The 12,565-nt window shown below is 69.1% G+C and carries 10 protein-coding genes and 1 tRNA gene; 9 read left to right on the top strand and 2 right to left on the bottom strand.

All coding sequences use genetic code 11. The features are described from left to right. Nucleotides 1-259: 259 nt before the first annotated feature. Nucleotides 260-334: transfer RNA gene (locus ABD225_RS14090), tRNA-Arg, on the bottom strand. Between the two features lie 107 nt (nucleotides 335-441). Between ABD225_RS14090 and argS the strand changes: the two genes are divergently transcribed. The 6 genes from argS to rho all read left to right on the top strand — a co-directional run bounded on the left by argS (nucleotide 442) and on the right by rho (nucleotide 9,286). Next, complete coding sequence (gene argS, locus ABD225_RS14085) at nucleotides 442-2,088, top strand: arginine--tRNA ligase (RefSeq protein WP_344086652.1); 1,647 nt, start codon at nucleotides 442-444, stop codon at nucleotides 2,086-2,088. 3 nt (nucleotides 2,089-2,091) lie between these two features. Next, nucleotides 2,092-3,528, top strand: coding sequence for a diaminopimelate decarboxylase (lysA, locus tag ABD225_RS14080; protein WP_344086649.1), 1,437 nt, complete (start codon nucleotides 2,092-2,094; stop codon nucleotides 3,526-3,528). 5 nt (nucleotides 3,529-3,533) lie between these two features. Then, the gene (locus tag ABD225_RS14075) at nucleotides 3,534-4,862 is read left to right on the top strand and encodes a homoserine dehydrogenase (RefSeq protein ID WP_344086646.1); all 1,329 of its coding nucleotides are present in this window, start codon (nucleotides 3,534-3,536) and stop codon (nucleotides 4,860-4,862) included. Nucleotides 4,863-4,867: 5 nt separating this feature from the next. Continuing rightward, the gene (thrC, locus tag ABD225_RS14070; RefSeq protein WP_344086643.1) at nucleotides 4,868-5,965 is read left to right on the top strand and encodes a threonine synthase; all 1,098 of its coding nucleotides are present in this window, start codon (nucleotides 4,868-4,870) and stop codon (nucleotides 5,963-5,965) included. Nucleotides 5,966-5,979: 14 nt separating this feature from the next. Then, a complete protein-coding gene (gene thrB / locus ABD225_RS14065) occupies nucleotides 5,980-6,936 on the top strand; it encodes a homoserine kinase (RefSeq protein ID WP_344086640.1) in 957 nt (318 codons plus the stop codon). A 286-nt stretch (nucleotides 6,937-7,222) separates the two neighbouring features. Continuing rightward, entirely contained in the window at nucleotides 7,223-9,286 is a 2,064-nt protein-coding gene (rho, locus tag ABD225_RS14060) for a transcription termination factor Rho (RefSeq protein ID WP_425564442.1), read from the top strand. 105 nt (nucleotides 9,287-9,391) lie between these two features. Here rho and ABD225_RS14055 read toward each other — a convergent pair whose 3' ends face one another. Then, a complete protein-coding gene (locus ABD225_RS14055) occupies nucleotides 9,392-10,006 on the bottom strand; it encodes a GNAT family N-acetyltransferase (protein ID WP_344086637.1) in 615 nt (204 codons plus the stop codon). A gap of 185 nt (nucleotides 10,007-10,191) precedes the next feature. On the opposite strand from ABD225_RS14055, the gene rpmE reads away from it, so the two are divergent. The 3 genes from rpmE to prmC all read left to right on the top strand — a co-directional run bounded on the left by rpmE (nucleotide 10,192) and on the right by prmC (nucleotide 12,444). Then, nucleotides 10,192-10,407, top strand: coding sequence for a 50S ribosomal protein L31 (gene rpmE, locus ABD225_RS14050; protein ID WP_344086634.1), 216 nt, complete (start codon nucleotides 10,192-10,194; stop codon nucleotides 10,405-10,407). An 80-nt stretch (nucleotides 10,408-10,487) separates the two neighbouring features. Next, nucleotides 10,488-11,564: a peptide chain release factor 1 gene (gene prfA, locus ABD225_RS14045; RefSeq protein WP_344086631.1), complete on the top strand. Its 1,077-nt coding sequence runs from the start codon at nucleotides 10,488-10,490 to the stop codon at nucleotides 11,562-11,564. Nucleotides 11,565-11,577: 13 nt separating this feature from the next. Further along, nucleotides 11,578-12,444 carry a peptide chain release factor N(5)-glutamine methyltransferase gene (prmC, locus tag ABD225_RS14040; RefSeq protein ID WP_344086628.1) on the top strand — a complete coding sequence of 289 codons (867 nt, stop codon included), beginning with the start codon at nucleotides 11,578-11,580 and terminating at the stop codon, nucleotides 12,442-12,444. Nucleotides 12,445-12,565: the final 121 nt, after the last annotated feature.

Genomic DNA, 12,565 nt, shown 5'->3' with positions numbered 1-12,565 from the left:
CGGATCTGGGTCTACGACGAGACTGTTACCGGCGAACTCGATGACCTGCTCGCCATGCTGACCCACCCAGACCTCATGGTCCTGCTCGGCGCCGAAGCGGCCCTAACAGGCACAGTCCTATGTCAGGCTCCAGACCAAGGCCCCCATGCCGGCACGTCCCCGCTCAGGGCGGCGCTGGCGGCCGCCCAGGGCCCCCAAGAGCCCGGGGAAGAGCGCAAACCTCCGTTCTTTGGGAACGGAGGTTTGAAAGAGTTCGGTTTGGTGCCCCCGGCAGGATTCGAACCTGCGCTCCCGCCTCCGGAGGGCGGTGCTCTATCCCCTGAGCTACGGGGGCCAAGATGGCTTGGCGCCGGGGAGTGAGGCTATCAGCCGGATGCCAGGCGGCGTGAATCGGCTGGAATGGTGGCGCGAGCCTGCCGCCCACCTTCGTAGAATCGCCCGGTGACCCCCGAGCAACTGGCTGCCGCGATCCGCGCTGCCCTCACCGAACTCGTCGCCGCCGGCGAGCTCGCGGTCGAGGTGCCCGACGATCTGCGGGTCGAGCGCCCCCGCCAGGCCGGGCACGGGGACTGGTCCAGCAATGTCGCGATGCAACTGGCCAAGAAGGCCGGTATGCCGCCGCGCGAGGTCGCGGCCAAGCTCGCCGCGAAGCTGGAAGCCGTCGACGGCATCGCCGCCGTCGAGGTCGCCGGCCCCGGCTTCCTGAATCTCACCCTCGACGCGGCGAGCGCCGGGGAACTCGCGCGGACCATCGTGGGGGCGGGCACGGCATACGGCCGCGGCCGCAGCGAGGCGGGGCGCGTCGTCAACCTCGAATACATTTCGGCCAACCCCACGGGCCCGCTCCACATCGGGCATACCCGATGGGCGGCCCTCGGCGATGCCATGGTGCGGCTGCTGCGCGCCGCGGGCGCGCAGGTCGCGGCGGAGTATTACATCAATGACGCCGGCGGCCAGGTGGTCAAGCTCGGCGGCTCGGTGCTGGCCAAGCTGCGCGGCGAGCCCGCGCCGGAGGGCGGCTACGACGGGGAGTATGTCGAGGCGCTCGCCGAGGCGGTCCGCGCCGCGCACCCGGACATCCTCGACCTGCCAGCCGACGAGGCCCTTAATGCCGCCTGGGATGTCGCCTATCCGATCCAGCTCGCGCAGATCCAGGACACCCTCGAGCGCTTTCACGTCGTCTTCGATGTGTGGTTCTCCGAGCGCGCCCTGCATGACGCGGGCGCGGTCGAGCAGGCCGTCACGCGCCTGCGCGAGCAGGGCCACGTCTTCGACAGCGAGGGCGCAATCTGGCTGCGCACTACCGCTTTCGGCGATGACAAGGATCGCGTGCTGATCCGCGCCAATGGCGTGCCGACCTATTTCGCCGCCGACGCCGCCTATTACCTGTCCAAGAAGGACCGCGGCTTCGACCAGAAGATCTACCTCCTCGGCGCCGACCACCACGGCTATATCAACCGGCTCAAGGCCATCGCCGCGTGCGCCGGCGACGACCCCGAGCACAACATCGAGGTCAAGATCGGCCAGCTCGTGAGCATCGCTGGCGAGCGGATGGGCAAGCGCCGCGGCAACGCCCTCTATATGGACGAGTTGATCGAGTGGATCGGCAGCGACGCCCTGCGCTATTCGCTCGCCCGCTATCCCGCGGACAGCCCACTGTCCCTGGACGGCGAGGAGCTGCGCCGCCAGACAAATGACAACCCGGTCTTCTACGTCCAGTACGCCCACGCCCGCACCTCCAATGTCGCGCGGCTGGCCGCCGAAGACGGCGTCCGCACCGAGGACGGATTCGACCCCTCGCTGCTGTCCGATCCGACTGAAGCCGCCCTGCTGGCGATCCTCGGCGACTATCCCCGAGTCGTCGCGCAGGCCGCCTCGCTCCTTGAGCCGCACCGTGTCGCACGCTACCTGGAGAACCTCGCCGCCCACTTCCACAAGTGGTACGACACCTGCCGGGTGCGTCCGATGAATGCCGACGAGCCGGTCACCGACCTGCACCGCACCCGCCTGTGGCTCAACGACGCCACGCGCGTCGTGCTCGCGAATGGCCTTGAACTGCTTGGCGTTTCAGCGCCCGAGCGGATGTAACCCATGCGCGCGCATGAGGCTGGTGTCCTCCACGCCGATGGCTATGGCGGGCCGCCGATCTACCTGCCGTTTCCCGATGACGTCATGGCGCTCACGCCGGCCATCTGGAGCCAGTCGGTGCGCCGCCGCGACGACGGCGCCCTGGAAGCCGGTGGGGTCGACGTCCGCGAGTTGGCCGCCGAGCACGGCACCGCGGCATACGTCCTGGACGAGGACGACTTCCGGACCCGCGCCCGCGCCTTTCGCGACGAATATGCCGCGGCCTTCGATCGTCTCTGCGGCGGCGCCGACGTCTACTACGCCGGCAAGGCCTTCCTGTGCGCCGCCGTCGCCCGCTGGGTGATGGAGGAGGGGCTGAGCCTCGACGTGTGCACCGGCGGCGAACTCGCCGTCGCCCAACGCGTCGGCTTCCCCGGCGAGCGAATCGGCTTCCACGGCAACAACAAGACGGTCGCCGAGCTGCGTCAGGCACTCACTTACGGGGTCGGCCGAATCGTCGTGGACTCGTATGACGAGATCGACCGCATCGTCGCCCTCGCCCGCGAACTCGGGGTCGTCGCCCCGGTCATGCTGCGCGTCACCGTCGGCGTCGAAGCGCACACACACGAGTTCATCGCGACCGGACACGAGGACCAGAAGTTCGGCTTCTCGCTCGGCGGCGAGGTCGCGTTCAACGCCGCCCGAGAGATCCTGTCGCACCCCGCCGAGCTGCATTTCCTCGGCCTGCACAGCCACATCGGCAGCCAGATCTTCGACACCTCCGGCTTCGAGATGGCGGCCCAACGCCTGGTCAAGCTGCACCAACGGATCCGCGACGAATTGGGTTATGCCGCACCGGAAATCGACCTCGGTGGCGGCTACGGCATCGCCTACACCAGCCAGCACACCCCGCTTTCCGCGGCCGTGCTCGCCGACGAGATGGCGCATATCGTCGAGCACGCCTTCAAGGCCGTCGGTGATGGCTCGCTGGACGGAATACCCAAGGTCAGTATCGAGCCCGGGCGCGCGATCGTCGGCCCGGCCATGTTCACCCTCTATGAAGTCGGCACCGTCAAGCCGGTCGTCATCGGTGACGGCCAGATCCGCACCTATGTCAGCATCGACGGCGGCATGAGCGACAACGCGCGCCCCGCGCTCTATGACGCTGACTTCTCCGTCACCCTCGCCAGCCGCAGTTCCAGTGAGGCGCCCATCGTCGTCCGTGTTGTAGGCCGCCACTGCGAGGCCGGTGACATCGTCGTCCAAGACGAGTGGCTGCCCGCGGACATCCGTCCCGGCGATCTCGTGGCCGTCCCCGGCACCGGCGCCTACTGCCGCGCGCTGTCGAGCCAGTACAACCACACGCCGCGCCCGCCGGTCATCTCGGTGAAGGGCGGCACCTCGCGCGTGCTGATCCGGCGCGAAACCATCGACGACCTACTAGCCCTGGACCTGGGGTGAGCCATATGTCAAAGACCAACGGCGAGAAGCGCATTCGCGTCGCCCTTCTCGGCTGCGGCGTCGTCGGCTCCGCTGTCGCGCGGATGCTGATCGAGAGTGCCGACGACCTTCGCTCACGGATCGGGGCACCCGTCGAACTCGTCGGCATCGCCGTGCGCCGGCTCGCCAAGGACCGCACCGACCTGCCGGTTCCGGCCGACCTCTTCACGACGGACGCCGCCGAACTGGTCACTCGTGCCGACATCGTCGTCGAAGTGATCGGCGGCATCGAACCCGCGCGCAGCCTCCTGCTGTCCGCGATGAAGCATGGCGCCTCGGTCGTGACCGCCAACAAGGCGCTCCTCGCCGAGGATGGGCCGACGCTGTATGCCGCGGCCGATGCGGCCGGTGTGGACCTCTACTTCGAGGCCGCAGTCGCCGGCGCGATTCCGATCCTGCGTCCGATGCGCGAGTCCCTCGCCGGGGACGACGTGCGCAAGGTGCTCGGAATCGTCAATGGCACAACAAATTTCGTGCTCGACAAGATGGACACCACGGGCGCCGGCTTCGAGGAGACGGTCGCCCAGGCCCAGGCGCTGGGGTATGCCGAGGCGGACCCCACCGCTGATGTGGAGGGCTTCGATGCCGCCGCCAAGGCCGCCCTCCTCGCGTCCCTCGCCTTCCACACTCGGGTCACGGGAGCCGACGTCTTCCGCGAGGGCATCTCGGACGTCACTGCCGCCGATATCGCAGCGGCCAAAGCCATGGACTGCGTCGTCAAATTGCTCGCCATCTGCGAGCGGACGACCGGCGCCGACGGGATCGAGGGCGTCAGCGTCCGCGTCCACCCGGCGATGATCCCGCGGACCCATCCGCTCGCCTCCGTCCGAGATGCCTACAACGCCGTCTTCGTCGAGGCCCGCGCCGCAGGTCAGTTGATGTTCTACGGCCGCGGTGCGGGCGGTGACCCGACCGCCTCTGCCGTCCTCGGTGACCTCGTGGCCATTGCCCGCCACCAGGTCGCGGGCGGTCGGGGGCCCGGCGAATCGGCATACGCGGACTTGCCCATCCTCGATGTCGGCCAGTCGCTGACCCGCTATCACCTCAGCCTCGATGTCGAGGACCGGCCGGGCGTCCTCGCTCAGGTGGCGCAGGCCTTCGCCGACACCGATGTCTCCATTGAGACGGTGCGCCAGCACATCCGCACCAATGCCGGCACCGGCGCCAAGCGCGCCAATCTCGTCATTGTCACCCACACCGCGACCGAGGCCGCCCTGGCGGCGACTGTCGATGCTTTGTCCGAGACCGATTGCGTCGCCGAGGTCGTCTCGGTCATGCGCGTGGAAGGAGCGTGATCCCCATGGCCCACTTGTGGCGTGGCGTGATGCGCGAGTATGCCGACCGCTTGCCCACCCTCGCGGGTGCGCCGGTGATCACCCTCCAGGAGGGTGGGACGCCGCTGATTCCTGCGGAGAAGCTCTCGGATCGCGTTGGGGCGCAGGTCTTTGTGAAATATGAGGGCCTCAATCCGACGGGTTCTTTCAAGGACCGCGGCATGACGACGGCCATCTCGATGGCGGCCAAGAATGGCGCCAAGGCGGTCATCTGTGCGAGCACCGGCAACACCAGCGCGAGCGCGGCGGCATACGCCACCAAGGCCGGGATGACCTGTGCCGTGCTGGTCCCGGACGGCAAGATCGCGATGGGCAAACTGAGCCAGGCGATTGCGCACGGCGCGACGCTGCTGCAGGTCGAGGGCAATTTCGACGACTGTTTGAATGTGGCGCGCAAGCTCGCGGACGCCTATCCGGTAGAGCTCGTCAACTCGGTCAATCCGGCGCGCATCGAGGGCCAAAAGACGGCTTCCTTCGAGATCGTCGATGCGCTCGGGGATGCGCCGGACATCCATTGCCTGCCCGTCGGCAACGCCGGGAATATCACGGCCTACTGGAAGGGCTACCGCGAATATGTTGCGGGACATGGCCTTTCGGGTGTGCCGGATGGTCCCGCGACGCAGCTCCCGCAGATGTGGGGCTTCCAAGCAGCCGGCTCGGCCCCAATCGTGCTGGGCCATCCGGTTGACGAACCCGAGACGATCGCCACCGCCATTCGGATCGGCAATCCCGCGTCCTGGCCGCAAGCGATCGAGGCGCGCGATGCTTCTGGCGGCCGCATCGAGTCGGTCACCGATGAGCAGATCCTGGCCGCGCACCGCCTGCTCAGCGCGACCGAGGGCATCTTCGTCGAGCCGGCGTCGGCGGCCAGTGTGGCTGGCTTGCTGCAGGTTCACGCGGCCGGCGGCGTGCCCGAAGGCGCGACGATTGTCTGCACCGTCACCGGTCACGGACTGAAGGATCCCGACTGGGCTCTCAAGGGCCTGGACGGCAAGCCCGTTGCACCACAGCGTATTTCGGTCGATGTGGTCAGTGCCGCGGTCGCGCTCGGGCTCGACGGCTGAGCATGTCCCGCGGTATGCCGGATGCCCCCTGGCGCGTCGGGCAGCAGGTGTGCGTTGAGGTTCCGGCCAGTAGCGCCAACCTCGGCCCGGGCTTCGACTCCGTCGGCATTGCCCTGGACATTCGCGATCGCTGCACGGTCACCATCACGGATGCACCCGGCGTCGAAGTGGTCGTGGCCGGCGAGGGGGCCGACGGCGTGCCGCTCGATGAAAGCCATCTCGTCGTCCGCTCGATGCTGCGGGCGTGGGATCTCCTCGACGTCGCACCGCCGGTCGGGATGCGGGTCGAGTGCCGCAATGCCGTGCCGCACGGGCGGGGTCTCGGCTCTTCGGCGACGGCCATCGTGACCGGGATCGGGGCCGCCAATGCCTTATGGCGACTGGCCATCAGCGGGAGCGCGGACATTGAGCCGCACTTCGTCAACGACCTGGCCGCCCAGCTCGAAGGGCACCCGGACAATTCCTCGGCCAGCGTGTGGGGCGGGGCAACACTCAGCTGGCTCGACGATCGCTCGGATCCGAACGAGGAGGTGAGCCTGCCGCATACGACGACCCTGGCGCTCTCGCCGCACCCGGACATCCGTCCGCTGGTCTTCCTGCCGCAGGTCCAACTCAGCACGGCGACGGCGCGGTCGGTGCTCCCGGCATACGTCCGGCTCGGGGACGCCGCCGCCAACTCGGCGCGCGTCGGCGTGCTCGTGCACGCACTGACCCGCGACCCTTCCTACTTGCGCGCCGGCACCCGCGACTATCTGCACCAGGAGCCGCGGCGCCCGTCGTATGCCGCGTCGATGGCCCTCGTCGATGCGTTGCGGGGTGCGGGGATCGCCGCGACGATCTCGGGTGCCGGGCCGTCGGTCCTCGCGCTTGCGGTGGGGGAGCAGGGGGAGCGCGCGGCGGCAGACGCCCCGGCGGGCTGGCAGGTTCTCGATCCGGGGTTCGCGCAGACCGGCATCCGGCTCGTCGACTGAGGGGTTGCCGAGCGGCGCGGAATACGCCGGTTGAGCGCGTCGTTGCACGGGTGACTTGCGGTGATACAGTTGGGCCGCAAGCGCGAGGATCGCCGGCACGCATGCCGCACCATCGCGATTCGCAAATCCTCTCCGACATTCGGGCCCGTCCTCTCCATGGGGAAACACGAGTGGACTGACGCGGCGGAGAGTTCCTCCGTGGCCCCACCAATCTGGTTGGGCTGCAACAACATCCAAGGCTCTAGACCCCATGCCTGGGAGAGCCGCAGCGAGGAAAGGGTCCTTCGTGACCGACACCACCACTCTCGAACCCGCCGCTGCAGCGGGCGAGAAGCCGCGCCGTTCGGGCGCACTCACCGCCATGCGCCTTGCCGAATTGCAGGGGCTGGCCAGCAGCATGGGAATCTCCGGCACCGGCAAGATGCGCAAGGGCGATCTCATCGACGTGATCCGGGCCAAGCAGTCCGGCACCACGGTCGGTTCGACCGCGTCTGCCTCGACCGCGTCTGCGCCGACCCGCGGCGCGCGTCGTCCGGCCGGTTCCCCCGACAGCACCAGTGACCGCGACGGCGCGGCGAGCGCACCGGTCGAGCAGGCTCCGGCGGAGCGCACGGAGCGTCCGGCCCGTGAGGCGCAGGAGCGATCCGGCGATGCGGGTCAGGTCGAGCGCCCCGAGGGCGAGCGCCGCGAGCGCCGCCGGGGCCGCGATGGTCAGAACCGCGACAACCGCGACGGCCAGTCGCGCGACAACCAGGCGCGGGACGGCCAAGACGGCGAGCGCGACCCCCGCGAACAGCAGGGGCGCGACGGGCAGAACCGCGAGAGCCGCGACCAGCAGGGCCGCGACCGCGACACCAACCGCGACGGCCAGGGCCGGGACCGCGACGGCAACCGCGACACCAACCGTGACGGCCAGAACCGCGACGGCCAGGGTCGGGACAACCAGGGTGGTCGTCAGCAGAACGAGCGTCAGCAGAACGACCGCCAGAGCGGCCAGGGTCAGCAGAACGATCGCCAAGGCGGCCAGCAGGGCCAGAACCGCTACGCCGATGACGACGAATTCGGCGGTCGCCGCCGGGGTCGCAACCGGGGGCGCACCCGCGACAAGCGCCGCAATGTCCAACAGGGTGGCGCCGACTTTGAGAACGAGCCGCAGGTTGCCGAGGACGATGTCCTGACGCCGTGCGCGGGCATCCTCGACATCCTCGACAACTACGCCTTTGTCCGGACCTCCGGCTACCTTCCCGGCCCGAATGACGTCTACGTCCCGCTCGGCATGGTCAAGCGCCACGGCTTGCGCAAGGGCGATGCGGTCACCGGCGCCGTCAAGACGCCGCGCGATGGCGAGGAGGGCGGCCAGACCGTTCAGACCGGACGCAACCAGCGTCAGAAGTACAACCCGCTGGTGCGCCTCGACACCGTCAACGGGATGACGCCGGAGCAGGCCCGCTTGCGCCCGGAGTTCGGCAAGCTCACCCCGCTCTACCCGCAGGAGCGCCTGCGCCTGGAGACCGAGCCGAACCTGCTGACCAACCGGATCATCGACCTCGTCGCCCCGATTGGCAAGGGCCAGCGTGGCCTGATCGTCAGCCCGCCGAAGGCCGGCAAGACGCTTGTGCTGCAGGCGATCGCCAATGCGATCACGACCAACAATCCCGAGGCGCACCTGATGGTCGTGCTCGTCGACGAGCGGCCCGAAGAGGTCACCGATATGCAGCGCACGGTCAAGGGTGAGGTCATTGCCTCCACCTTCGACCGGCCCGCGGACGACCATACGACGGTCGCCGAACTCGCGATCGAGCGCGCGAAGCGCCTCGTTGAGCTCGGTCACGATGTCGTGGTCCTGCTCGACTCGATCACCCGGCTGGGTCGGGCATACAACCAGGCGGCGCCGGCCAGCGGCCGCATCATGTCCGGTGGCGTCGACTCCTCGGCGCTCTACCCGCCCAAGCGCTTCTTCGGCGCCGCGCGCAATATCGAGAATGGCGGCTCGCTCACCATCCTCGCCACCGCGCTCGTCGAGACCGGCTCCAAGATGGACGAGGTCATCTTCGAGGAGTTCAAGGGCACCGGCAATATGGAGTTGCGCCTCTCGCGTCAGCTCGCCGACCGCCGGATCTTCCCCGCCGTCGACGTCAACCCGTCGGGGACCCGCCGCGAGGAGATTCTGCTCGCGCCGGAGGAGTTGAAGATCATGTGGAAGCTGCGCCGGGTGCTCTCCGCCCTCGACGCTCAGCAGAGCATCGAGTTGCTCCTCGACCGGCTCAAGAAGACCCGGAGCAATTACGAATTCCTGGTCCAGGTCCAGCAGACCAGCAACATCCGCCTCGACGACGAGGACCAGGCCTGACCGGGCCCATGTAGGTTTCCCGCCCGATGCCAGAAACCCTTTGTTTGTGTCAGTTTCTTTCCGGCACAAACAAAGGGTTTCTGGCATGGGGCGGGAACCGACAGCTCAGCGCACCGCCCGGTCGAGGGTGGCGCGCATCTCGGGGAAGGTGACCTCGGCGAAGCCGTGGGGAAGGTAGCGGCGCAGGCCTTCCGGGGTGGCGTTGAGGGAGACCTGACCGACCTCGGTCTCGTCGCGGAACCACGCCATCACGGCGTCGACGCAGCCTTGGCCGAGGCCGGTCATGCGGTATTGCGGGAAGGTCGCCACATTGGTCAACATCCCGAACCGCCCGCTCGGATTCGATGGCGTCGGGCCGCGGTCGAGCACCTCGCCGATCGCGCACGCCACGGTCGAGCCATTGACATCGGCAACGGCGATATACATCGACGGGCTGTTCAGGCTGACCTGCAGCCAGCGCAACGCATTGGCCTGCCACTCGCCATCGGCGACCTTCTCCGCGTCCGTCCCCATGGCCGTGAACATCAGCGCACGCAGCGCCAGCACCGCGGCGAGATCCTTGCTCGTCGCGCGCCGAATGGTCGGCCCTGAAGCGGTCGGCTCCGACTCCTCGGCCTCCGGCTCGGCCGGCTTGTCGCGCCGAAGCGCTCGGGCCGCCAACTGCTTGGGGTTCGGCGGCCGGGCCGGACCGCGCCGTCGGGTCGCCTTCTCCTCGCTCACGCGGCCCAGTATGCCGATCGCTCCCGGGGAATGCCCGGGCCCCCAGTGGCGTTTGGGCAAGGGCAACCCTCTCGGGCATACTTGAGAGGTTGGGCCGGTTCACGGCACGCGTCCCGACGGCGCAGGGCCTGCATCCACGCGATGGATGGGCTCGTCGACCCGGCCATACTGCTTAAGGAGCAGCGTTGAAGAAGGATATCCACCCCGACTACGTCGAGACCACGGTCACCTGCACCTGTGGCAACACGTTCACCACCCGCAGCACGGCCAAGAATGGCTCGATCCACGCCGACGTCTGCAGCAACTGCCACCCCTTCTACACCGGCAAGCAGAAGATCCTCGACACCGGTGGCCGCGTGGCCCGCTTCGAGGCCCGCTACGGCAAGAAGGCCGCCAACTAGCTTTCCCGACGCGCCGGTCCACCCTCGTGGTGGGCCGGCGCGTTTGCATTCCCGCCCGCCCGCGACCGCAGGAGCCGTCCATGCTCGAATCCGCCGAATCGCTGCTACTTGAGCACGCCGATCTGGAGGCGCAACTCGCCGACCCGGAGGTCGTCGCGGACCAGGTCCGCTACCGCGAGGTGGGCCGCCGGTATGCCGCCCTGACCCCCACCGTGCACGCCTACCAAGCCTGGCGCACCGCCGGGGACGACCTGGACGCCGTCCGCGAACTCGCCGCCGAGGACGCGAGTTTCGCCGAGGAGATCCCCGCCCTGGAGGCGTCGCACGCGAGCGCGCAGGAGAAGCTGCGGCGACTGCTCATACCCCGTGATCCCGATGACGATCGCGATGTCATCCTCGAAGTCAAGGCCGGCGAGGGCGGCGAGGAATCGGCCCTCTTCGCGGGCGACCTGCTGCGGATGTACCTGCGCTATGCCGAAAAGCGCGGCTGGCGCACCGAGGTCATCGATGCGACCGAGTCCGATCTTGGCGGCTACAAGGATGTCCAGGTCGCGGTCAAGGCCAAGGGCACGCCTGGGCCGGGCGAGGCGCCGTGGGCGCGGTTGAAGTTCGAGGGCGGGGTGCATCGCGTCCAGCGGGTGCCGGTGACTGAGAGCCAGGGCCGCATCCATACTTCCGCCGCCGGCGTGTGGGTCATGCCGGAGGCCGAGGAAGTCGACATCTCCATCGATCCCAATGACCTGCGCATCGACGTCTATCGCAGCTCCGGCCCCGGCGGCCAGTCGGTCAACACCACCGACTCCGCGGTTCGGATCACGCACCTGCCCACCGGCGTCGTCGTCTCCTGCCAGAACGAGAAATCGCAGCTGCAGAACAAGGAATCCGCGCTGCGCGTGCTGCGCGCCCGCCTGCACCAGATCGCGATGGACGAGGCGGCCGCGGCGGCGAGCGATGCCCGCAAGTCGCAGGTGCGCACCGTCGACCGCTCTGAGCGGATCCGCACCTACAACTTCCCCGAGAACCGGATCAGCGACCACCGCACCGGCTACAAGGCCTACAACCTCGACATCTTCCTCGGCGGCGAACTCGACCCCGCGGTCGAGTCGCTGATGGCCGCCGACGAGGCGGCCCGGCTCGCCGCGCTCGGCGAGAGCTGAGCTCGCCCCGCGCATGAGCACGTTGTATGACGCGGTGCGCACTGCCGCCGCCACCCTCGCCGCCGCCGGGGTCGCCTCGCCGGACGCGGACGCGCTCGAGTTGGCGTCCTTCGCCCTCGGCGTTGAGCCCGCGGCCATCCGGCGGGCGATGGTGCTGCGCGACCCGCTCGCCGCCGGGGCCGCCCAGCGCTTCGGTGAGCTGGTGGGGGAGCGGGCGCTCCGCATACCCCTGCAGCACCTGACCGGGCGCGCCTACTTCCGGGGCCTGACCCTCGCCGTGGGGCCGGGCGTCTTCATCCCGCGGCCGGAGACCGAGATGGTGGCCGGGCTGGCGATCGATGCCGCGCGCGCCTGCGGGGCGACCGAGCCGGTGGTGGTCGACCTGTGCACAGGCTCCGGGGCGATCGCGCTCGCCGTCGCCGATGAGCTGCCCGCTGCCCAGGTGTATGCCGTGGAGAAGTCCGAGTTCGCCCACGCCTGGGCGGCCCGGAATGCTGCGGCGCTCGGGCTGGCGCTGGACTTGCGGCTCGGTGATGCCACGACGGCCTTCGGTGACCTCCTCGGTGCGGCGGATGTGGTGGTGAGCAATCCGCCCTACATCCCGCTCGGGCAGGTGCCGATCGATCCGGAGGTCGCCGATCACGATCCGCAGATCGCGCTCTATGGCGGCTCGGCCGACGGACTGGCGATTCCGCTGGCCGTGGCCGCCAGGGGGGCGCTGCTGCTCAAGCCCGGTGGCGTGCTCGTGATGGAACACGCCGACGCGCAGGGGGAGTCGCTGCCGCGCGCGCTCGCCGCCACGGGGTCGTGGCACGAGATTGCGGATCACCTCGACCTCGCCGGCCGCCCCCGCGCCACGACCGCCCGGCGGGCCGACTGAGCACGCACCCGCCGCGGCGCCGCGCCTAACCACTGGCCTACCGCCTGGTATCGGCCCTGATCAGGGCCGATACCAGTCGGTAGCTCAGGCGGTAGGGGTCCGGGGCGGGCGGCATACTGGC

Source organism: Nostocoides veronense (genome assembly GCF_039531185.1).
GTDB classification, from domain to species: Bacteria; Actinomycetota; Actinomycetes; order Actinomycetales; family Dermatophilaceae; genus Nostocoides_A; species Nostocoides_A veronense.
The sequence above is the reverse complement of the archived record's forward strand: the minus strand, read 5'-3'. Positions and strand labels throughout refer to the sequence as shown.

Bases quoted from the DNA above. Each gene is read 5' to 3' on its own strand.
- ABD225_RS14075 (WP_344086646.1), top strand. From the start codon at position 3,534: ATGTCAAAGACCAACGGCGAGAAGCGCATTCGCGTCGCCCTTCTCGGC.
- prfA (WP_344086631.1), top strand. From the start codon at position 10,488: ATGCTCGAATCCGCCGAATCGCTGCTACTTGAGCACGCCGATCTGGAG.
- thrB (WP_344086640.1), top strand. From the start codon at position 5,980: ATGCCGGATGCCCCCTGGCGCGTCGGGCAGCAGGTGTGCGTTGAGGTT.
- thrC (WP_344086643.1), top strand. From the start codon at position 4,868: ATGGCCCACTTGTGGCGTGGCGTGATGCGCGAGTATGCCGACCGCTTG.
- lysA (WP_344086649.1), top strand. From the start codon at position 2,092: ATGCGCGCGCATGAGGCTGGTGTCCTCCACGCCGATGGCTATGGCGGG.
- prmC (WP_344086628.1), top strand. From the start codon at position 11,578: ATGAGCACGTTGTATGACGCGGTGCGCACTGCCGCCGCCACCCTCGCC.